Origin of the sequence: Kitasatospora sp. NPDC051702, assembly GCF_040681575.1 — a bacterium.
GTDB lineage: Bacteria > Actinomycetota > Actinomycetes > Streptomycetales > Streptomycetaceae > Kitasatospora.
Genome location: NZ_JBFAZB010000079.1, coordinates 1 through 21464 on the forward strand (window position 1 = coordinate 1; position 21464 = coordinate 21464).

Annotated in this window: 15 protein-coding genes and 2 pseudogenes; 11 read left to right on the forward strand and 6 right to left on the reverse strand. The window is 75.4% G+C overall.

The window, feature by feature from the left end:
* Nucleotides 1–91: 91 nt before the first annotated feature.
* From AB0N04_RS37180 to AB0N04_RS37200, 5 genes are all read left to right on the forward strand, one after another.
* The gene (locus tag AB0N04_RS37180) at nt 92–901 is read left to right on the forward strand and encodes a class F sortase (protein ID WP_360218334.1); all 810 of its coding nucleotides are present in this window, start codon (nt 92–94) and stop codon (nt 899–901) included.
* A gap of 236 nt (nt 902–1137) precedes the next feature.
* Entirely contained in the window at nt 1138–2046 is a 909-nt protein-coding gene (locus AB0N04_RS37185; protein ID WP_360218337.1) for a hypothetical protein, read from the forward strand.
* Nucleotides 2043–2879, forward strand: coding sequence for a response regulator transcription factor (locus AB0N04_RS37190; RefSeq protein WP_360218340.1), 837 nt, complete (start codon nt 2043–2045; stop codon nt 2877–2879). The genes AB0N04_RS37185 and AB0N04_RS37190 overlap by 4 nt, the downstream gene beginning before the upstream one ends.
* On the forward strand, nt 2876–4129 hold the full coding sequence (locus tag AB0N04_RS37195; RefSeq protein ID WP_360218343.1) for a HAMP domain-containing sensor histidine kinase: 1254 nt from the start codon (nt 2876–2878) through the stop codon (nt 4127–4129). Before AB0N04_RS37190 ends, AB0N04_RS37195 begins: the two co-directional genes overlap by 4 nt.
* 150 nt (nt 4130–4279) lie before the next feature.
* A complete protein-coding gene (locus tag AB0N04_RS37200) occupies nt 4280–5158 on the forward strand; it encodes an aminoglycoside phosphotransferase family protein (protein WP_360218346.1) in 879 nt (292 codons plus the stop codon).
* 97 nt (nt 5159–5255) lie between these two features.
* Here the strand turns inward: AB0N04_RS37200 and AB0N04_RS37205 are convergent, their stop codons facing one another.
* Together AB0N04_RS37205 and AB0N04_RS37210 are read right to left on the reverse strand one after the other, a co-directional pair.
* Nucleotides 5256–5501 carry a hypothetical protein gene (locus AB0N04_RS37205; protein WP_360218349.1) on the reverse strand — a complete coding sequence of 82 codons (246 nt, stop codon included), beginning with the start codon at nt 5499–5501 and terminating at the stop codon, nt 5256–5258.
* A 183-nt stretch (nt 5502–5684) separates the two neighbouring features.
* Complete coding sequence (locus AB0N04_RS37210) at nt 5685–9599, reverse strand: amino acid adenylation domain-containing protein (protein WP_360218352.1); 3915 nt, start codon at nt 9597–9599, stop codon at nt 5685–5687.
* A gap of 676 nt (nt 9600–10275) precedes the next feature.
* On the opposite strand from AB0N04_RS37210, the pseudogene AB0N04_RS37215 reads away from it, so the two are divergent.
* The 5 genes and pseudogenes from AB0N04_RS37215 to AB0N04_RS37235 all read left to right on the forward strand — a co-directional run.
* Nucleotides 10276–10782, forward strand: a pseudogene (locus AB0N04_RS37215) (GNAT family N-acetyltransferase); the annotation flags it as partial.
* Nucleotides 10783–11033: 251 nt separating this feature from the next.
* Nucleotides 11034–12296 carry a MurT ligase domain-containing protein gene (locus AB0N04_RS37220; RefSeq protein WP_360218355.1) on the forward strand — a complete coding sequence of 421 codons (1263 nt, stop codon included), beginning with the start codon at nt 11034–11036 and terminating at the stop codon, nt 12294–12296.
* Between the two features lie 46 nt (nt 12297–12342).
* Nucleotides 12343–13071, forward strand: a complete 729-nt coding sequence (locus AB0N04_RS37225; RefSeq protein ID WP_360218358.1) for a glutamine amidotransferase — start codon at nt 12343–12345, stop codon at nt 13069–13071.
* A 352-nt stretch (nt 13072–13423) separates the two neighbouring features.
* Nucleotides 13424–14449 (forward strand): 6-phosphofructokinase, encoded by a 1026-nt coding sequence (locus AB0N04_RS37230; protein WP_360218361.1) that lies wholly within the window; start codon nt 13424–13426, stop codon nt 14447–14449.
* A 127-nt stretch (nt 14450–14576) separates the two neighbouring features.
* The gene (locus AB0N04_RS37235) at nt 14577–15572 is read left to right on the forward strand and encodes a 2-hydroxyacid dehydrogenase (protein ID WP_360218364.1); all 996 of its coding nucleotides are present in this window, start codon (nt 14577–14579) and stop codon (nt 15570–15572) included.
* 118 nt (nt 15573–15690) lie between these two features.
* Here AB0N04_RS37235 and AB0N04_RS37240 read toward each other — a convergent pair whose 3' ends face one another.
* From AB0N04_RS37240 to AB0N04_RS37255, 4 genes and pseudogenes are all read right to left on the reverse strand, one after another.
* Nucleotides 15691–17412 (reverse strand): serine/threonine-protein kinase, encoded by a 1722-nt coding sequence (locus AB0N04_RS37240; protein WP_363365674.1) that lies wholly within the window; start codon nt 17410–17412, stop codon nt 15691–15693.
* A 376-nt stretch (nt 17413–17788) separates the two neighbouring features.
* On the reverse strand, nt 17789–18880 hold the full coding sequence (locus AB0N04_RS37245) for a peptidoglycan-binding protein (RefSeq protein ID WP_360218370.1): 1092 nt from the start codon (nt 18878–18880) through the stop codon (nt 17789–17791).
* 631 nt (nt 18881–19511) lie between these two features.
* Nucleotides 19512–19859, reverse strand: a pseudogene (locus AB0N04_RS37250) (ATP-binding protein); the annotation flags it as partial.
* A gap of 44 nt (nt 19860–19903) precedes the next feature.
* Entirely contained in the window at nt 19904–20794 is an 891-nt protein-coding gene (locus AB0N04_RS37255; protein WP_360218373.1) for a LysR family transcriptional regulator, read from the reverse strand.
* A gap of 155 nt (nt 20795–20949) precedes the next feature.
* Between AB0N04_RS37255 and AB0N04_RS37260 the strand changes: the two genes are divergently transcribed.
* Nucleotides 20950–21333: a VOC family protein gene (locus AB0N04_RS37260; protein ID WP_360218376.1), complete on the forward strand. Its 384-nt coding sequence runs from the start codon at nt 20950–20952 to the stop codon at nt 21331–21333.
* Nucleotides 21334–21464 lie beyond the last annotated feature (131 nt).

Below are 21464 nucleotides of genomic sequence, written 5' to 3' on the forward strand. Positions count from 1 at the left end.
GCCACCATCGCCGGGGCGACCCGGGGCGTCTGGGAGCGGTCGGGGACGAGGAACTGCGGCCGGTCGTCCACCCTGGGCATGCGGGGCCCCGGTGGCGGACGGGCGATCCGACAGCACGCCCGGCACCGGCCGGGCCTCCCGCCGCGGGCTCCCGCGCACCGGCGCCCACCGCCGGGCCCGTCCCGGTGCGCCCGGACCGGGCCCGCTGCGCCGGACGGCCTTCGGCGCCGCCGGCCTGGCCTGTCTGGTGCTCGGCACCGCACTGGCGGTGTCCGGCCGGAGCACCCCGGTGGTCCGGGTCGAGCCCTCGGTGCACGGCCGTGCGGACGGCCCGGCCACCGGGACCGCCCCCTCCGGCGGCCCGGTCGCGGGCACCGGGGCGACGGGCGGCAGCGCGGCGGATACCGGGGCGACCACTCCGCCTCCCGCGCCGAAGCCGTTCGCGGCCTCGGTGCCGACCCGCCTGCTGATCCCCTCCGCCGGGGTGGACGCCCCGGTGACGGGCCTGGGCCTGAACCCGGACGGGACGGTCGAGGTGCCCGCCGCCGACCGGGCCGGGGAGGTCGGCTGGTACCGCAACGGCCCGACGCCCGGGGAGACCGGCCCCGCCGTCCTCATCGGGCACTACGACACGGCGCACGGCCCCGCGGTCTTCCAGCGGGTGCCGAAGCTGCGGCCCGGCGACCTGATCCAGGTCCGGCGGGCCGACGGCGGCACCGTCGGGTTCCGGGTCCGCGAGCTGCTGCAGGCCGCCAAGGACCGCTTCCCGACCGAGACGGTCTACGGCGACACGCCCGCCCCCGCGCTCCGGCTGATCACCTGCGGCGGGCGGATCGGCACGGACGGCCACTGGACGGACAACATCATCGTCCTGGCCGACCTCGCCACCGAGGCCGGCTGACCCCGGGCCGCCCCGGGCCGCCCCCGGACCGGGCCCGACCGCCCGCAGCACGGCGGACCGGAGCCGAGCGGACCGGAGCAGGGCGGACCGGACCGCCACCGGCCGGCGCGTGACCGGGCCCGCCCACCGCGGCCGCCCCGGCGGGAACCGCCGACCGCCGTCCGCACGACCTACCACCGGGACCGGCCGGGGACGAACCGGCGCATCGCCGCAGACCAGGAGGACGGACACCGACCGTGGCAGCAGCAACCCCACCCCGCCGCCGGCGCGTCGCCGTACCGGCGGCGGCCCTGGCCGCCCTGGCCGTCCTCGTGGCGCTCGCGGTCCTGGCCGCCGGCCGGGTCACCCCCGGCGGGCTGCACGACGACGGCGCGGCCGCCCCGGTGACACCACCGCCGCGGCCGCAGCCGCTCTGGCCCGACCTGGCGGCCTCCCCGCCCCCGATCGCCCCCGCCGACGGCGCCGACCCCGCCACCCAGGCGCCGCCGCAGCCCGTCCCCGACGTGACCGTCCCGGGGCGCGACATCACCGCCGTCGACGTCCGCGCCGTCCTCGCCAAGGACCCCGCACTGGGGCCGGAGGAGCGCCACGCCCTCGACTCCTGCCCCGGCTGCGAGGTCCGCGCACCCGAGTTCCGCGACCTCACCGGGGACGGCCGACCCGAGCTCGTCGCCGCCGTGGCCACCACCGGGCCGGTCGTGCTGCACGTCTACACCCTCGCCGAGGACCGCCTGCTGCCGGTGCTGCGGGCCGAGCTGGTGCGCGGGTTCAGCGCCGCGACGGTCGGATCCGACCTGTGGCTGTACGAGCCGACCACCGTGTTCCTGCGGACCAGCAGCCACTACGGCTGGAACGGGACCCGCCTCGCCCTGCTGGAACGGAAGATCGAGGGCATCGGCCCCGTCCCCGGGCCCACCACCGACGGCGGGAACGGCACCGGCCGGCCGGCCGCCGGCTCCGGCGCCGAGCCCGCGCCCGCGCCCGCGCCCGCCGTCACCCCCAGCTCCGGCCGCGGGCAGGCGCCGTCGCGGCCCAAGTCCACCGCCCCCGACGTCGCTCCCCCCACCGCCACACCGTCCCCGCTGGCGGGCGCCGCCCCCGCGACCGCCCGCCCGGCCCCCGTTCCCTCGGAAGCGAAGCGATGAACCCCGCAGCCGCCCCCGCCCACCCGCACATCCTGCTCGTCGAGGACGACGAGGTGATCCGGGAGGCCACCCGGATGGCCCTGGAGCGCTACGGCTTCCCGGTCACCACGGCCGCGGACGGCCTGGAGGGCCTGGAGGCCTTCCACGCCGTCCACCCCGACCTGCTCCTGCTGGACGTCATGCTGCCGCTCCTCGACGGGGTCGGGCTCTGCCGCCGGATCCGCGAGGAGAGCCAGCTGCCGATCCTGATGATGTCGGCCCGCACCGACCCGGTCGACGTGGTCTCCGGTCTGGAGGCCGGCGCGGACGACTACGTCGTCAAGCCCTTCGAGAGCGCCGTGCTGGTCGCCCGGATCCGCACCGTGCTCCGCCGGGTCCGGGTGGTGCCCGCCGCCGACACGCCGCCGCCCGCGGCGCAGGACGGACCGGCCGGACCGGCTGCGGTGCCCGTCGCGATCACACCGGTTGCACCGGTCGAGACGGCCGCACCGCCGGCCCCCGGCGGCACCCCGCAGGTCGCGCCGCCGGTCGCACCCCCGTCCGCCGTGCGCAGCTTCGACGGCATGCAGGTGGACACCGACAGCATGGAGGTCCGGGTCGACGGCCGGCTCGTCCCGCTCACCCCGACCGAACTGCGGCTGCTGCTGGAGTTCACCGCCGCGCCCGGCATCGTGCTGGAGCGCTCCACCCTGCTGGAACGCGTCTGGGACTACGACTGGGGCGCCGACACCCGGGTCGTCGACGTCCACGTGCAGCGGCTGCGCGCCAAGATCGGCGCGGGCCGGATCGAGACCGTCCGCGGGTTCGGCTACAAGTTCCGGCGCCCGGCATGACCCTGCGCCGCCAGATCGCCACCGCCGTCGCCGCCATCTCCGTGCTGGTCGCGGTGGCCGTCGGCCTGCTCGTCCACCAGGCGATGATCCGCCAGCACGTCGACCAGGCCCGCGCCTCCGCGCTCACCTCCCTCGACGCGGCGCTGGACGCCTACCGGCGCGGCGATCCCCCCGGCCGGGCCACCGTGGACGACCCGGCGCTGCCCGCCCCGCTGCGCGCGCTCGCCGCGGGCGGACGGCAGGGATCGCTGCTCGCCCGGGGCGCGCAGGGCGAGTCGATGTGGGCCGCCCGTCCGGTCCAGGGCGGGGTGATCTCGGCCCGGGTCGACTTCACCCAGGACCGGCAGGCCATCGCCGACCTCGACCGGATCATCCTGCTCGCCGTCATCGCCTCGGTCTTCACCACCGTCCTCGCCGGCGTGCTGGTCGCCGACCGGATCAGCCGTCGGCTGCGCACCGCGGCCACGGCCGCCCGGGGCATCGCCGCAGGCGGGACGGACACCCGGATCGGCGAGCTCGTCGACGGCCGGGACGAGGTCGCCGAGCTCGCCGCCGCCGTCGACCTGATGTCCCGCACGCTGCACCGCCGGCTGGCGGACGAACAGCGCTTCACCGCGGACGTCGCCCACGAGCTGCGCACCCCGCTCACCGGGCTGGTCACCGCGGCCGAGCTGCTGCCGCCCGGCCGGCCCACCCAGCTCGTCCGGAACCGGGTGCAGGCCCTGCGCGGCCTGGTCGAGGACCTGCTGGAGGTCTCCCGGCTGGACGCCGACGCCGAACTCCCCGACCTGGCACCCGTGCCGCTGGAACGGGCGGTGCGCCGGACGGTCGGCCTGACCGGCCTGGAGGTGGACGTCGAGGTGAGCGCCGACGCGGGCGCGGACGGCCGGGTCCGCACCGACCTGCGCCGCCTGGACCGCATCCTCGGCAACCTCCTGCTGAACGCCGACCGCCACGGCGCCGGGCCGATCCGGCTGCGGGTCGACGGTCACCGCATCACCGTCCGCGACCACGGCCCCGGCTACCCCGACGACCTGCTCGCCCACGGCCCCCAGCGCTTCCGCACCAACGCCCCGGAACGCGGCCGCGGCCACGGCCTCGGCCTCACCATCGCCACCGGGCACGCGCGGGTCATCGGCGCCGACCTGACGTTCGCCAACCACCCGGCCGGCGGCGCCGTCGCCACCCTCGTCCTGCCGCCCGACCCGGCCCCGCCCGGCCCGGACCCCGACCCCGACCCGCAGCCGTGACGCACCCCGGCTCCGGTCCCCCGGCCCCGGCCGTCGGCACCACCGCCCCACCGCCCCACCGCCCCACCGCCCGCGGCCTGATCGCCCCTCAGCACGCCCCCGGGGAAATCCCGTCGACGCCGGGGCCGTCCCGCTGCTGGGATGGTCCGCATGACGACGATCGACGAGGGCCTGGTACGGGGCCTGCTGGCCGGGCAGTTCCCGCAGTGGGCGGGGCTGCGGCTGCGGCGGGTGGAGCCGGGCGGGTCGGACCACGTGATCTTCCGCCTGGGCGCGGAGCTGGCCGTCCGCCTGCCGCGCGGCGACTGGGCCGCCGGGCAGGCGGCCAAGGAGTACGCGTGGCTGCCGCGGCTGGCGCCGCACCTGCCGCTGGCGGTGCCGACGCCGGTGGCGGTCGGTGTCCCGGCCGCGGGGTACCGGTGGCACTGGTCGGTGGCCCGCTGGCTGGACGGCGAGACCCCGGCGGAGGGCTCGCTGACGGACCCGCACGAGGCGGCGCGCGGGCTGGCGTCGTTCCTGGCAGAGCTCCAGCGGCAGGCGCCGGACTCCTCGCTCGCGCCCGGCGAGCACAACGGCTTCCTCGGCTCACCGCTCACCACCCGGGACGCCGACACCCGCGCCGACATCGCCGCCGTCCGGGGCGACTTCGACGCCGGGGCGCTGACCGCCCTCTGGGAGGCCGCCGTCCGGGCGCCGGGGTGGGACCGGCCGCCGGTCTGGTTCCACGGGGACCTGCACACCGGCAACCTGCTGGCCCGGCACGGGCGGCTGTCCGCGGTGATCGACTTCGGCGGGCTCGGGGTCGGCGACCCGGCCTGCGACCTGGTGATCGCCTGGACGCTGCTGACCGCCGACACCCGGCGGACCTTCCGCGCCGCCCTGGGCGTGGACGACGCCACCTGGCTGCGCGGGCGCGGCTGGGCGATCACCACCGGCCTGAACGCCTACGCCACGTACGCGGCGACCAACCCCCGGGTGGCCGCCGCCACCCGCCGTCAGATCACCGAGGCCCTCGCCGATCCGTTCTAGGGCCGGGCCCGCGGGTCGGACGGGGCCCGATCCGTTCCGGGCCCGTCCGGCGTCGCGGGCCCGGCCCGATCCGCCGGACGGGCCCGGAGGCGGGCGCTCAGCCCTTGGCGTCGGGCTGCACCACGCAGACCGCGTTGCCGAGCATCGACCCGAACCCGCCAAGCAGCGCCCCGGTGACGGCCTTGCAGGCGGCGGCCTCCTCGGGGGTCTTCGGCCCGTTGTTGGTGTTGTCGGCGGCGGTGGCCGACTGGGCCAGGGCGAGCGGCGCGGCGAGCAGCAGTGCGCAGCACGCGGCGCCCAGGACGGACTTCTTCAGACGGGACGGGAGGCGGGACGCGGACATGGGGATCCCCTTCGGAGGAGGTGGGTTTCGGCGGTGAGCCGAGCCATCCCTACCCGAAGGGGATCCCCCGTTCACGGATCCTGCGCCATCCGTGAGCGTGTCCGGACGCCGGCGTCGCGGGCGCGGGCCCGGTCGACGGGCCCAGTCGGCGGGCCCGGTCGGCGGTCAGCGGCCCGAGCCGGGTCAGCGCTGCGGCAGCGCCCGGACCGCGGCGGCCAGTTCGGCCACGCCGTGCTCCTTGAGGACGCCGTAGTGGTCGGCCGCCAGGTCGACCACGGTGGGCGGGGCCGCGGAGTAGCCGGTGCTGCCCTCGATGAAGGAGTAGTCGTCGCCGGCGGCCTTGAAGACCGTCACCGGGACGTCCAGCCGGCGCTCCGCGAGTTCGCGGAAGCTGTAGTCGAACTCGTAGGTCTCGCCGACGATCCGGACGATCCGGCGGATCACCTCCTCGTCCAGGGTGGACAGCAGCCGGTGGACGAAGGCGACGAAGCCGTCCTCGTCGGCGGCCTCGGCCAGGCACCGCTCCAGCTCGGGGCCGCTGACCCGGCCGGTGAACACCCCGAACAGGATGCTCACGTAGGCGGGGTTGGCGTAGGAGGCCTCGCGGCCCCACCGGCGGCCGTCGGCCTTGCGGACCTCCGGGTTGCCGGGGCAGATCAGCAGCAGGTCGGCGACCCGCTGCCCGGCCCGTTCGAGCTGCCAGGCGGCCTCGAAGGCGACCCGGGCACCGAAGGAGAAGCCCCACAGCGTGTACGGGCCCTCGGGCTGCACGCGGCGCAGTTCGGCGATGTCGGCGGCGGCCGTCTCCCGGACGGTCGGGTACGGCGTCTCGCCCTCGTTGATGCCGTGCGCCTGGACGCCGTAGAACGGTCGGCCGTCGGCCGCCTCGCGGCCGAGCAGGCGCAGGTTCATCGGGTAGCCGCCGAGGCCGGGCCAGCAGAACACCGGCCTGGCCGCCCGGTCGTCGCCGGGGTCGAGCCGGATCAGACGGGAGGAGGCGGGGCCGGTGGCGCCGCCGGCCGCGCCGGCCCGTTCGATGCGGGCGGCCAGGTCGGCCAGCCGGGGGCTCTCGAACAGCACCTGGAGCGGCAGCGAGGTGCCGAACTCGCGGTTGATCCGGTTGACCAGGGCGACGGCGATCAGCGAGTTGCCGCCGGCGGCGAAGAACTCGTCGGCCGCCGAGACGTCCTGGTGGCCCAGCGCCCGGCCCCAGGCCTCGGCGAGCCACCGTTCGTGCCGGGTGGCGGGGGCGACGTACTCGCCGCGGACCTCGGCGGTGCGGACGGCGTCGGAGGCGGCGAGGGCCCGCTGGTCGACCTTGCCGTTCGCGGTGAGCGGCAGGGCGTCGACGACCAGGACCCGGTTGGGCAGCATGTAGTCGGGCAGCAGGGCGGCCAGTTCGTCCTTGACGATCTCGGCCGGGCCCTTCATGTGGACGGTGTCCTCGTGCATGCCCTCACTGCGGATCTGCTCCTCGCTGACCTTGCCGCCGAGGAAGAAGTACGAGGCGCCGGCGTCGAGGCCGGCCGCGGCGAGGAGCGCGTCGAAGCGCCGGGCGGCGGGCAGCGGGTGGCCGCTCCTGGAGCTGTAGCCGGAGGACATCAGGCCGAGGCCCAGGCCGTTGCGCTGGAGGTGGTGGAGCTTGCTGCCGAGGGCGACGTACTCCAGCCACGGCTGCCCGGCGCGGCTGACGGCGGTGATGCCGAACGCGGCGCGGGCGTGGACGGCCTGGTTGATCGCGATGACGTGCCGGGCTTCCACGATCCCGTCGGCCACGCGCTCCAGCGCGCCGCCGGCGTACCGGTAGAGGCCGGCCGGCAGGCCCTCGACCCGGTCCCGGTGGGCCTGGACGTACAGCTCGGTGCACTCGGGGCGGGCCCGCCCGGTGTTGCGGTCGACCGCGAAGGCGCCCAGGTAGTGGTCCTCCTCGGCGACGTCCAGCCGGTCCCTGGCGGCCGGGTCGAGGCCGAGCGGGCGGACGTCCAGCCCGTACTCGGGCAGCACCTCCTCCAGGACGCCCAGCATGTGGCCGGTCTCGAACTCCAGCACCTCCCGGATGTTGTCCCGGTAGACGGGGGCGATGGCGCCGGTCTTCCCGGAGAAGTGCAGCGTCAGGTAGGTCCGTTCGCGCTCCGGGGCGGGGCCGATCCGGATCAGGGCGTGCTCGGCCGGGTGGTAGTAGTACAGCCCGGCCGCGAGGCCGTCCAGCCCGCCGGTCTCCAGGTACAGCTGGGTCGCGTACAGGGCGCCGGGCGAGGCGTAGGAGTACTTGGGCAGCAGCCGCTCCGCGCTGTGGAACTGGCCGAACCACCGCAGCACGCGGCCGAGTTCGGGGTGGCTGAGCAGCTCCAGGTCCCGGCCGAAGGGGGCGGTCGGACGGGGGGCGAGCAGCGCGGTGAGGTCGCTCCGGGTAACGGCCCCGCCGTCGTAGAAGCGGTAGGTCTTGCGGGCGAAGGCCGCCCGGCGCTGCGCCTCGGACTCGCGCCGGCCGGGCAGTTCGACGCGCTCGCGGCCGGCCGTCCGGGCGGGCTCGCGCAGTCCCGGGTCGGACAGCTGGGCCCGGACCTGCAGCCGGCTGGCCTTGGACCGGTGGTGGCCGCCGTGGTTGCCCTGGTCCATCAGGGCGGCCTCGCGGGGGTCGAGTTCGACGCAGGCGACCAGGCTCCGGTGCCCGCCGCGGTCGTCGCCGGTGACGACGGCGGCCGCGCGGCGGACCCAGGTGTGCTCCTCGATCGCGCGGGCGATCTCGTCCAGCTCGACCCGGTGGCCGCGCAGTTTGACCTGGTTGTCGGTGCGCCCGGCGAACTGGATGGTGCCGTCGGGGTTCCAGTGCGCGAGGTCGCCGGTGCGGTAGAGCCGCTCGGTGGGCACGAAGGGGGACGGGACGAAGCGCTCCGCCGTCAGGTCGGGGCGGTTCAGGTAGCCGCGGGCCAGCTGGACGCCGCCGATGTACAGCTCTCCGACGGCACCGACGCCGACCGGGGCCCGGGCCTCGTCGAGGATGTAGCACTGGGTGTTGTCGACCGGCCGCCCGATCGGTACGGATCCGGCCCCGTCGTCGTCGAGCTCCGCCGGGTCGACGGGGTGCGCGGTGGCGTTGATGGTGCACTCGGTCGGCCCGTACAGGTTGACCAGGGCGGCCCCCGGCAGGGCCCGGGCGAGGTTGCGGGCGAGCCGCCGGGAGAGCGCCTCGCCGCCGGAGAAGATCCTCGTCAGGCCGGTGCAGTCGGTGAATCCCTCGGTGTCGAGCAGCGCCTGCAGCAGCGTGGGCACGCACTGCAGCGCGGTCACCCCGTGCCGGCGGACGGCGGCGACCAGGGCCTCCGGGTCGCGGTGGATCCCGGGGGCGCCGGTGACGACGCGGGCGCCGACGGCCGGGGCGAGGATCTCCCACTGCGCGGCGTCGAAGCTCATCGGCGTCTTCTGCAGCACGGTGACCTCCGGGTCGAGGTGGCCGGCGCCGCGCATCCAGCGCAGCTGGGAGACCACCGAGCGGTGCTCGATCAGGACGCCCTTGGGCCGGCCGGTGCTGCCGGAGGTGTAGATCACGTAGGCGAGCGCCCCCGGCCCGGGGCCGTCGTCGGCCGGGGCCCGGTCGGGCGGGGCCGGGTGGTCCGGCGCGTCCTCGGCGGTGGTGACGGCGGTGCCCGCCGGGGCCAGCGCGGCCAGCCGCTCCCGCAGGTGCGGCTGGGTGAGGACGACCCGGGTGCCGCTGTCCTCCAGCATGTAGCGCAGCCGCTCCTCGGGGTACTCGGGGGCCAGCGGCAGGTAGCCGGCCCCGGCGTACAGGACGCCCCAGGCGCCGGCCACCAGCTCCACCGAGGGCTCGACGAACAGGCCGACGCAGTCGTCCGGGCCGGCGCCGAGCCCGCACAGGTGCGTGGCGAGCCGGCGGGCTTCCTGCGCCAGCTCCCGGAAGGTGAGGCTCCGCCCCTCGGCGATCACGGCCGGGGACTCGGGCCGGGTGTGGGCCTGCCGGTCGAGCAGGCCGGTGAGGGCGACGCCGACCGGGGCCCGGCGGGCGTGCGGGACGACGGGGACGGCGCCGGTGGTCGCGGTGGCGACGGCGGGGGTGGGGACGGACGGGGTGTTTCGCATGGGAGGGCCTTCGGTGCGGGGACGAACGAGGGGTCCGGGCTCCGCTCTCGGGGGAGCGCCGGGCATGTCCTCCACGGTCGGCCGCCCGCCGTCCCGGCCGCCTGAGGCAGCGGTCCGGTCCTGCGCCCGGGCCCGTCCCGCCCCCGGCGGCGCACCCGTCCCGAAAGGCCCGGACCGAACCAGCGCCGGAAGCAGGACCCGGACCGGGACCAGCACCGGAAGCAGGACCGGGAGCAGGGCCGGCGCCGGAAGCAGGACCCGGACCGGGACCAGCGCCGGAAGCAGGACCGGGAGCAGGGCCGGCGCCGGGAGCAGGACCGGGCAGGGATCCGGCATGGACCGGACAGGAGCCGGACAGGGCCCGTCACCGCCCGGTCGTCGCAGCGGGCATTCGTGCGTTCACGATCACGTAACCGGCCGGAAGCGCGACATCGGTAGCGTCGGCGGCATGACGGCATCACGCACTCGCCCCGAACGGATCTGGCCCCGGCCCTTCCGCAGGTCCGACCGCAGGTGCGCGGCGCCCGACGGCCGGGCCGCCCGCCTGCCCGCGCTCACCGGGGGGCCGTTCCGGGTGGCCCGCTCGCACCCGTCGACGGAGCAGCCGGCGCCCCGGCACCCGTCTCCCGCCCTCCCCCGCCCGGCGGCCGACCAGGCCGTGGAGGCCCCGTCCCGACTCGTCCTGGCCGACGGCACCGAGCTGCTGCTGCGCCCGGCCGGGCCGGCCGACCAGCCCGCGGCGCTGGCGATGCACGGCCGCTGCTCCCCCGCCTCGCTGCGGCTGCGCTACCACGGGCCGGTGCGCGACGCCGGCCGCTACCTGGAGCACCTGCTGGACGGCCGGCACGGCCGGAGCCTGGCCGTGACGACCTCCGACGGGCGGATCGTCGCGCTCGGGCACCTGATGTGGGACGACGGCGAGGCCGAGCTGGCGGTGCTGGTCGAGGACGCCTGGCAGCGCCGCGGGCTGGGGCTCGCGCTGCTGCGGCGGCTGTCCGCGGCGGCCCGCTCGGCCGGGGTGGGGACGGTGTACGCGGTGACGCACGCCGGCAACACCGGGCTGATCACCGCGATGCGCCGACTGCCCGCGCCGCTGGCCTTCCACTCCGAGGACGGGACCCTGGTGATCACGGCCACGCTGACCGCGGAGGAACCGGGCGCCCGCAGCCGTCCGGCCTGCTGATCATTTCTTCACGACATCCTTACCCGGGGAACCGGGCGGGCCCCGCGAGGCGTCCCCGGCGGCGAGGGGCCCTCCGTACACCGCCCTCCTTGACGGCCCGTCAGCGCCCCGCGGGGGCCCGTCGCAGCAGGCGGCACGGGGTCCGGATCGTCGAGCCGGGCGGCGGAGTCGGTAGGCTGGCCCCGTCCCCGCCGCCCGACGGCCCGTTATCCGGCCCCGGGCGGTGCCGCAGCAAGGAGGAATCACTGAGCATGGCAGGCACCGAATCGGAGCCCACAGGCGCACGCGACGCCTCGCTGCCGGCCCGCGCCAAGATCGCGGTCACGGCCGGCCGGGTCGCCGCCGCCGTGTCCCGCAAGGCCGGACGCGGAAGCGGCTCGGTGATCGGCGGCAAGGTCGCCCTCAGGCTCGACCCCGACCTGCTCGGCACCCTCGCCGACCACCTGGACGTCGTCCTGGTCAGCGCCACCAACGGCAAGACCACCACCACCCGCCTGATCGCCGAGGCGCTGCGCGCCGCCGGCCCGGTGGTCTCCAACGCCCTGGGCGCCAACATGCCGGCCGGCATCACCTCCGCCCTGGCCGGCGGCTCGGAGGCCCGGTTCGGCGTCATCGAGGTCGACGAGAAGTACCTGGCGACGGTCGCCCGCGACACCCGCCCCAAGGCGATCGCCCTGCTCAACCTCTCCCGCGACCAGCTCGACCGCGCCGCCGAGACCCGCATGATGGCGGAGAAGTGGCGCGAGGGCCTGCAGAACACCGAGGCCGTGGTCATCGCCAACGCCGACGACCCGCTGGTGACCTGGGCCGCCTCCTCCTGCAAGAAGGTGGTCTGGGTGGCCGCCGGACAGGCCTGGAAGGAGGACGCCTGGTCCTGCCCCGCCTGCGGCGGTGTGATGCAGCGCCCCGGCGACGACTGGTTCTGCCAGGAGTGCGGCTTCCGGCGCCCCAACCCGCACTGGGCGCTCCAGGGCACCCACGTGATCGACCCGCAGCGCGGCGCCTGGCCGATCCAGCTCCAGCTGCCCGGCCGGGCCAACCTGGCCAACGCCACCAGCTCGGCCGCCGTCGCCGCCGTGTTCGGCGTCTCCCCGCAGGTCGCGCTGGAGCGGATGCGCTCGGTGACCGCGGTGGCCGGCCGCTACGACGTCGTCCAGTACCAGGGCCGGGACATCAGGCTGCTGCTGGCCAAGAACCCGGCCGGCTGGCTGGAGACCTTCTCGCTGATCGACGGCCCGCCGACCCCGGTGATCCTCACCGTCAACGCGCTCGACGCCGACGGCACCGACACCTCCTGGCTCTGGGACGTCGACTACGAGCGCCTCGCCGGGCACCCGGTGTTCGTGATGGGGCAGCGCAAGCTGGACCTGGCCGTCCGCCTGGAGGTCGCCGGGCTGCAGTTCCACGTGGTGGACACGCTGGAGCAGGCCGTCCGGATGGCCCCGCCCGGCCGGATCGAGGCCATCGCCAACTACACCGCCTTCCAGCAGCTGCGGAAGGTCGTGGCCGGCTGATGCCGTGCCCGCAGCCCCATCTGATCGTGACGGAAGGCCTTCGAGGATGAGTGAGAGCAGCCTGCGCGTGGTCTGGGTCTACCCGGACCTGCTCAGCACCTACGGCGACCGCGGCAACGCCCTGGTCGTGGAGCGCCGGGCCCGCCAGCGCCATCTCAACGTGACCCGCATCGACGTCCGCTCCGACCAGGCGGTCCCCACCAGCGGCGACATCTACCTGATCGGCGGCGGCGAGGACCGGCCGCAGCGACTGGCCGCCGAGCGGCTGCGCGCCGACAGCGGCCTGGTGCGGGCCGCCGAGAACGGCGCGATCATCTTCGGCGTCTGCGCCGGGTTCCAGATCATCGGCCACGAGTTCATCAACGACCTCGGCGAGCGCGAGCCCGGTCTCGGACTGCTCGACGTCTGGACCGCGCGCGGCGAGGGCGAGCGCTGCGTCGGCGACGTGCTCGCCGACGTCGACCCGCGGCTCGGTCTGCCGCAGCTGACCGGCTTCGAGAACCACCAGGGCATCACCCACCTCGGCCAGGGCGTGCAGCCCTTCGCCACCGTCAGCGTCGGCCGGGGCAACGGCACCGGCGACGGCACCGAGGGCGCCTGGCGGGACACCGTCTTCGGCACCTACCTGCACGGCCCGGTGCTGGCCCGCAACCCCGCGGTCGCGGACATGCTGATCAAGCTGGCGCTGGACGTCAACGCCCTGCCGCCGGCCGACACCACCTGGTACGACGCGCTGCGCGCCGAGCGCATCGCCGCCACGACGCGCCCCGCGTAGTACGTCCGCCCGTCCCGGCCGGGTGCCCGCGATGCGGTCACCCGGTCCGCGGACGGCCCCGGACGTACCACAATGGGGCTGCCTACTGCACACCCTCCTCGGCAGCAGGCTGCATTTCCGCGCGGGGGCGCCGACGGCGCCGCTCCCGCGTCGGCTCCTGCCCGGCCGGACGCAGGCGCCGTATGCTCGACTCCGCGGCCGGTTTCGGATGTTCTGTCCGGATCGGCCGGTCCTTCACCCCACGGCAACCTCCCCGCCACCGCGGCGTGGGGGCGCCCCGCTACGGTGTCGGCTCGTCGTCCCAGCCTGTAGTCCGGCCGTTCCTCGGTTCTGCTCGGGAGTTGCAAAGCTAATGCGTATCGGAGTGCTGACCAGCGGCGGTGACTGCCCCGGCCTGAACGCGGTGATCCGTTCCGTGGTGCACCGGGGGGTGGTCGACCACGGCGACGAGATCATCGGGTTCGAGGACGGGTGGCGCGGGTTCCTGGAGGGCCACCACCGCCCCCTGACCCTGGACTCGGTGAGCGGCATCCTCGCCCAGGGCGGCACCATCCTCGGTTCCTCCCGGGTGCAGCCCAGCCACCTGCGGGACGGCGTGGAGAGGGCCAAGAAGTACTGCTCGGACCTCGGCCTGGACGCCGTCATCCCGATCGGCGGCGAGGGCACCCTGAAGGCCGCCAAGCTGATGAGCGACGCGGGCCTGCCGATCGTCGGCGTGCCGAAGACCATCGACAACGACATCGCCGCCACCGACGTGACCTTCGGTTTCGACACCGCCGTCTCGGTCGCCACCGAGGCCCTGGACCGGCTCAAGACCACCGCGGAGTCCCACCAGCGGGTCATGGTCGTCGAGGTCATGGGCCGGCACACCGGCTGGATCGCGCTCAACGCGGGCATGGCCGCCGGTGCGCACGCCATCGTCGTCCCGGAGCGCCCGTTCCACATCGACGCGCTGACCGCCGTCGTCCGCGAGCGCTTCGACCGGCAGAAGAAGTTCGCCATCGTGGTCTGCGCCGAGGGCGCCAAGCCCGAACCCGGCACCATGCACTGGGAGGAGGGCAGCAAGGACATCTACGGCCACGAGCGGTTCACCGGCATCGCCACGCAGCTCTCCCGCGAGCTGGAGCACCGCCTCGGCAAGGAGGCCCGCCCGGTGATCCTCGGCCACACCCAGCGCGGCGGCACCCCGACCGCCTACGACCGGGTGCTCGCCACCCGCTTCGGCTGGCACGCCGTCGAGGCCGTCCACAAGGGCGCCTTCGGGCACATCACCGCGCTGCAGGGCACCAACATCAACCTGGTGCCGCTGGCCGAGGCCGTCGCCGAGCTGAAGACCGTCCCGCAGGAGCGCTACCTGGAGGCGGAGACGGTCCTCTGACCGCTCCGCACCGGACGCACGGAGGCCCCCGCACCGCTGCGGGGGCCTCCGTGCGTCCGGCAGGCCTCCCGGGCGGTTCCCCCACTAACGTGACCGGTGGACCGGACCACTCGTGGAGGGACAGCCGATGGACATCCTCGCGTACGGCGTGCAGGCCGACGAACAGCCCCTGCTGGAACGGGCCTTCGGCGGCCGCCACGCACTGCGCTGCCTGACGGTCTTCCTCGACCGCGACACCGCCCCGCTCGCCGCCGGCCACCCGGCCGTCAGCAGCAGCGTCAACGCCGTCCTGGACGCCGAGACCCTCGCCGTCCTGGCCGCCGGCGGCACCAGGCTGATCGCCCAGCGCTCCACCGGCTTCAACAACATCGACCTGGACGCCGCCGCCGACCTCGGCCTCACCGTCGCCCGGGTCTCCCACTACAGCCCGTACGCCGTCGCCGAACACGCGTGGGCCCTCGCGCTGGCCGTCAACCGCCGCCTCACCCGCGCCGCCACCCGCACCCGCGAGTTCGACTTCCGCCTCGACGGCCTGCTCGGCCGCGACGTCCACGGCATGACGGTCGGGGTGATCGGCACCGGCAAGATCGGCGAGTGCTTCACCCGGATCGCGGCCGGGTTCGGCACCGAGCTGCTCGGCTGGGACATCGTGCAGAACCCGGCCTGCCTCGACCTCGGCATGACGTACACCGAGCTGCCCGAACTCCTGGCCCGCGCCGACCTGGTGAGCCTGCACGTGCCGCTGGTGCCCGCCACCCACCACCTGATCGACGCGACCGCACTGGCCCGGATGAAGGACGACGCCATCCTCGTCAACTCCAGCCGCGGCGGCCTCCTCGACAGCGCCGCCCTCGTCGAAACCCTGCGTGCCGGACGCCTCTCGGGCGTCGGCCTGGACGTCTACGAGGAGGAGACCGGCGTCTTCTTCACCGACCGATCCGTCCAGGGCGTCACGGACGACGTGCTGGCGCGGCTGGTCACCTTCCCCCAGGTCGTGGTCACCTCCCACCAGGCCTACTTCACCAGCACCGCGGTGGGCCAGATCATCGACGCCACCGCCCGCAACGTCGACGACTTCGCCGCCGGCCGACGCAACGAGAACACCCTCGTCCCGAAGGTCTGACCCGACGGGAAGCCCCGCGTGCACCCCGGCCGGAGGGCGGCTCGACGACGGTGACGGGCCCGCCACCGCTGTCACGCCAGCGGTCGAAGGCCGGGCGCCGCGGCGGTGCGCGGCGCTCCTATCCCCATTGGACCCAGTAGGTGTGCGCGTCGTCGGCCGGGGTGTCCGCGGTGGAGGACGGCTCCGTCCAGCGGGCGCCGGTGACGGTGAGCCCGGCGGGGACGCTGACGGTCGCGGCCTGGTCGACCGACCGGCCGGCGGCGACCGTCCCCGGGGCGTGCGGGCGGCAGGTGGGTGACTCGACCGCCTGCCGCGCCCCGGCGCCCACGACGTGTGCGGTCGTGACGGTGCCGTCCGAGAGCACCCCTTCCATGAGGAGCGCCGGTCTGCCGTGGACGGTCTGGTGCTGCACACCGCCCAACAGGCCGCCGGTGAACGTCTGCCTCGTGTTGACGTTCCAGGCCGCGACACCGTCGGTCCGCAGTTGGGCGGGCATCTCCTCGGCGCCGAGGTTGGTCGTCGTGAAACGGACGCAGTAGAGGGCGTCGCCGCCACCCGGGCCGGCCGGTCCCCCGACCGGAGCGATGGAGGTGACGGTGACGCCCAGGGTGGTTCGGACGAAGGAGCTGTGCCGCGGGTCGGAGCCGGTGTCGTAGATGAAGGGGATCCTGGCCGTCTCGCCCTGCGCCATGACGGTGCCGGAGGCCGTCTCGTCCTTGCGCAGCGGATGCACGTCGGCCGGAGGGTCGCGCCACCAGCGGTCACCGGTCATGTAGTAGCCGCCGACGGCGACGGCGGCTACGGCCAGGACGGCGGAGGCGCCGGTCAGCACGGCATTCCGCCGGCCGCGGCGCGGGCGGGGGGCGTCGGCCGGCGCGGCCGTGCCCGGCGCGGTGGCGGGCGCCGTGGGCGGCGGGGTCTCCGGGCCTCCGGGCGACGGATCCCCGGGTGGCGGGTCTGCTGATGCCGGCCCGGCTTGTGCCGGACCGGGGGCGGTGGACTCGGACTCGGACTCGCTGCCGCGCGGGACCAGCAGCGCGAGCGCCGCCGCGGCGGTCGCAGGCCGGTCGGCCGGATCCTTCGCGAGCAGGTCCAGCACGAGCCGGTCGAGGTGCTCGGGGATCCCCGGGCGCTTCGTGCTCGGCGCGGCGGGCGACTGGCCGATGTGCTGGTAGAGCAGCGAGGCGACCCCGGCGCTGGTGTCCACCCAGCCCGCGCCGGTGAGCAGTTCGTACAACACGCAGCCGAAGGAGTACAGGTCGGTGCGCTGGTCGGTGGGCCGTCCCTGGATCTGCTCCGGGGCCATGTACAGCGGTGTCCCCGCGATGCCGCCGGTCGAGGTGATCCGGGTGGCGTCGGCTAGCCGGGCGATGCCGAAGTCGCAGACCTTCAGCCGGCCGTTCGCCAGCAGGAAGAGGTTGGCGGGCTTGATGTCGCGGTGGGTCACGCCCTGCTCGTGAGCGGCGCCCAGCGCGTCCAGGATCTGCCGGCTGAACTCCGTCACCTGCTCGATCGGGACGCCGCCGGGGTGCCGGGCGACCACCGAGTGCAGGTCGCGCCCCCGGAGCAGTTCCATGACCAGGAAGAGCAGGGTGCGGCCGTCCTCCTCGACGTGCTCGTCGATGTCGAACACCGTGGTGATGCCGGGGTGGTCGAGGTTGGCCGCGATCTCCGCCTCCCGGCGGAACCGGGCGACGGCGGCGCGATCGGTCGCGGCGGCCGGCGACAGCGTCTTCACCGCCACCGGCCGGTGCAGCCGCTCGTCCTGGCCTCGCCAGACCTCGCCCATGCCGCCGCGGCCCAGCGGCTCCTGGAGCAGGTACCGCCCGGCCAATCGCATGCCGCTCCGCACGATCATCCCCCGATGAACAGACCGTATGACTGATGGATGTTCACGTTTCGGAGGAGAGCATCTCACCCCCGACGCCGACACGGGCCATGACCGCCGTGACGGCGGCGGTCATGGGACGGCGAGGGCGCACCGGCAGGCGCTCGCAGCGGTGACGAGGGCGACGTGCCGGAGGACGGTGGCCAGGAGGGTGCTCCGGTGGGGGCCGTGGCCGGGGCCCGCTCGTGGCCACCGCCCGGTCCGAGCGGGCCCGGGCACGCGCCACGCCCGGCCGGGGATCCCCGGCCGGGCGTGGCGGCACACCGCTGGTCGACGGACGGTCGACCCGGCGCGGGTGGCGGTCGGTGCCACCCGCGCGTGGGCACGGTCAGGCGGTGACGTGGTACCAGTAGCCGCCGGTGCGCAGGGTGACGTAGTGGACGTCGGTGCCGGTCTCCTTGGCCTCGTACATCATGTCGGCGCCGGTGGCGGAGTCGGTGCCGGCGTAGAGGACGACGTGGGTGGTGTCGTGGGGGCCGGTGCCGAAGTACTCGACGTCGCCGGGGCGGCGCTGGGCCTCGGTGATCGGGGTGAGGTGCTTGTCGAGGGTCTGTTCGGTGGTGTCGCCGCCGTTGGCGAGGTCGATGCCGGCGCCGAACCAGAAGGCGGCCCGGACCAGGCCGGAGCAGTCCAGGCCGGCGGTGGTGTCGGCCGGGCAGGGGTGGATCGAGCCGGTGTAGCCGTCGCAGGTGCCCAGGGACGGGCCGGGGCCCTCGCCGCGCAGGGAGTGCCCGCCGCCCCACACGTACGGGACGCCCAGGTACGACTTGGCCGCGTTCAGCACCTTCGTCGCGTTGACCGGGCCGCTGGGCAGCGGGGCGGGGGTGCTGCTGTAGAGGGCGTTCTTGACGGCGGTGCCGACGATCCCGTCGATCACCAGGCCGTGCGAGGCCTGGAAGTTGCGCACGGCGGTGTCGGTGGCGGGCCCGAACCGCCCGTCCGCGACGAGCCGCCCGGCCTTGAAGGTGTTGAGCAGCGTCTGCAGGGTGGAGACGCACGGCCCGGAGGCGCCGGTCCGCAGGGTCCCGCACTGGGTGCGCAGGTCCACGGTGCCGGAGGCGGCGGTGGCGGCCGCGTCGAGCGCGGTCTTGGTGGCCGGGCCGACGATGCCGTCCGCGGTGAGGTCGTGGGCGCTCTGGAAGGTGCGGACGGCGGTGCCGGTGGCGGGGCCGAACTGGCCGTCGACGGTGAGGGCCGGGGTGGCGCCGGTGAGGTTGAGTTCGGTCTGCAGCTGGGTGACGCAGCCGTCGGCCTCGCCCTGCTGGATGTTGGCGGGGCAGGCGGCGGAGGTGAGCGGCAGCGGGGCGGGCGCGGTCGCGGCGGAGGCGACGGAGGCGGTGTACGCGCCGACGCCGGTCAGCGCGGCCGCCAGGGCCAGGCCCAGCGAAAGCCGGCGCCGGGCAGGCAGGAAGGTGGTCACAGAAGGCTCTCCAGGTTCGTGATGTTTCGTCAGGGCAGCGGAGCAGCCCGCTCCCCCGGCGCGCGATCGTCTCGACGGGTGGGCCTGGCGCCCCCCTCGCCCCTTCTCCCGGCCGGTGGCGGGCCGTCAGTCAGAGGTGGGAACGAAGGCGCCGGGGACGGTGACGGCGGGGCGGGCCGCGCCGGCGGCGACGGCACCACGCTGGAACAGGTTCTCGGTCATGGAAGGTCCCCCCCACAGGAGTTCGGATCGCCAGGGCCCACCGGGGCAGGGGACCGCACGTGACGGGCGGCGGTCCCCGTTTCCCGACAGGAGCCATCCTCGACCGTGCCGGACCCGTCCCACCAGGGAAGCCCGTCCCTGGGACGTCCCGGGTCCGTCAGAGGACGCCGACGTGGTCCGGGGCCGGGCCCAGCGCCGGAACGGACGCGCGTCGGCGGCGGGAGGGCGGGCGAACGGCCGCGAGGGAAGCTCCGCTGCTCGCCCTCCGGCTGCCGATCAGCCGCTCGGGCGTCCGACCCCGTTCCCTGGCGTGGTGATGACTGACCGTCAGGCTATCCGGGCGGTCGTATGCCGCCCGGGACGACACGGCGTGGACGGACCCGGCCGCGGCCACCGGGTTGCCGGGCGGCTACGGCACCCGGGTGCCCTTCGGCAGGTCGAGCTCCGCCCGGACCGCCTTCCCGAAGGCGGTCCGGCAGGCCCCCCACCGGCGGCACAGGACGTTGATCAGCTGCAGTCCGCGCCCGCCCTCGTCGCTCAGCGAGGCGTGCTGGATCTGCGGCAGGTCGGGGCCCCGGTCAGACACCTCGATCACCAGGCGGTCATGCCGGAGCAGCCGCAGCGGCCCGACCGCGCGACCGTGGCGCAGGGCGTTGCCGGCCATCTCGCTGACCACCAGTTCCGCCGCGTCCACCAGGTCGGTCGGCTCCCATCCGGCCAACTGGTCCCGTACCAGGCGGCGAGCGGTGCCTGCGGCCGAGGCGGCGGGACCCGGTCGGTCGCACGGCGCGGCCGACCCGGTCAGCCGGTCCGGGCCGCGACGTCCGCCGCGGCCCGGACGAACTCCCGCACCCGGGCGGTGGTGTTGCTCTCCAGCCAGACCGGTCCGCGTTCGATCGGCGGCACGTCGCGGATCGGCACGTAGGCGATGTCGGGCCGGGGGTAGTAGCGGCGGGCGTGCTCGCCGACCGGCAGGACGCCCCGGCCCATCGCCACCAGGGTGAGCATCTCGGAGAGGGAGTCGCCGGAGGGCCCCTTCGGGACGGGCCGCCCGGACGGCGTGCGGTCCGGGGTGCGGTCCTGCTTGAAGGTCACCGAGGTCACGGCCGGGTACTGCACCACCGGGTGGTCCGCGAGCACCTCGATCGACACCGACGCCTCGCCGGCCAGCGGGTGTCCGGCGGGCACCGCGAGCACCCGGCCCTCGGTGAGCAGCGCGGGCCCGCGCGCCATGCCGTCGAAGGGGTACGAGGCGATGAGGACGTCGACGACACCGTCCAGCAGGCCCGAGCGGGAGTTGGAGAGGTGGGCCTCGCGGACCTCGACCCGGCAGTCGGGGTGGCGTTCGCCGAACAGGGCGACGACCTCCAGCAGCACCGGCGCCATCCACTCCCCGAGGAAGGCCACCCGCAGCTCGCCGGTGACCCCGCGGCTCGCGTCCACCGCCCGCCGGAGGGCCGCGTCCAGACCGGCCACCAGGGGTGCCAGGTCGTCGGCCAACTGCCGCCCCACGGAGGTGAGCCGGACGCTCCGGCTGGTCCGCTCGAACAGTGCTCCGCCGATCCGCTGCTCCAGCTTGGCGACCACCTGGCTGACCCGCCCGCTGGTGAGCCGCAGGCGTTCGGCGGTGCGGCCGAAGTGCAGTTCCTCGGCGAGCGCCAGGAAGATCTCGATCTCCAGCCGTTCCAGCACGTCCCCCCTCCTCCTCGCCCGATTGATTAATCGCGCTAATTGATCGTATGGCGATCGGCTCTTGATGCCCCCGACGCGGCACGGAATCGTGGAGCCCGTCACCCCGGCCGGGGATCACCGGCCCGGGACGGAACCCACCCACGGAGCTGTGCACCATGCGCGTCAAGGCCTTCGACCACCTGGTCCTCAACGTCGGCGACGTCGAACGGTCCCTGGCCTTCTACACCGGCCCGCTCGGCCTGGAGCCGGTCCGGGTCGACGAGTGGCGCGCCGGGAAGGTGTCCTTCCCGTCCGTACGGGTCGGCCCGGAGACGATCATCGACCTGGTCGACCGCGCCCGCGGCGGCTCCAACGTCGACCACTTCTGCCTCACCGTGGAACCGCTGGACTGGCAGGAGGTCATCGACGCGGGCACCCTCACCGTCCTCGAGGGCCCCGTCCCGCGCTACGGCGCACGCGGCAGCGCGACCTCGGTCTACGTCCAGGACCCGGACGGCAACACCGTCGAGCTCCGCTGGTACCCGGAGGACGCCGACTAGGTCGCGCCCCGGGCCGGTCCGACGCCCCCGGCCGGTCCTGAGGTGCCGCCGCGGGCGCGGTCGACCAGGTCGATGATCGTCTCCGGGCCGACCCGTACGGACGGGAAGGACACCTTCCCGGCGCGCCACTC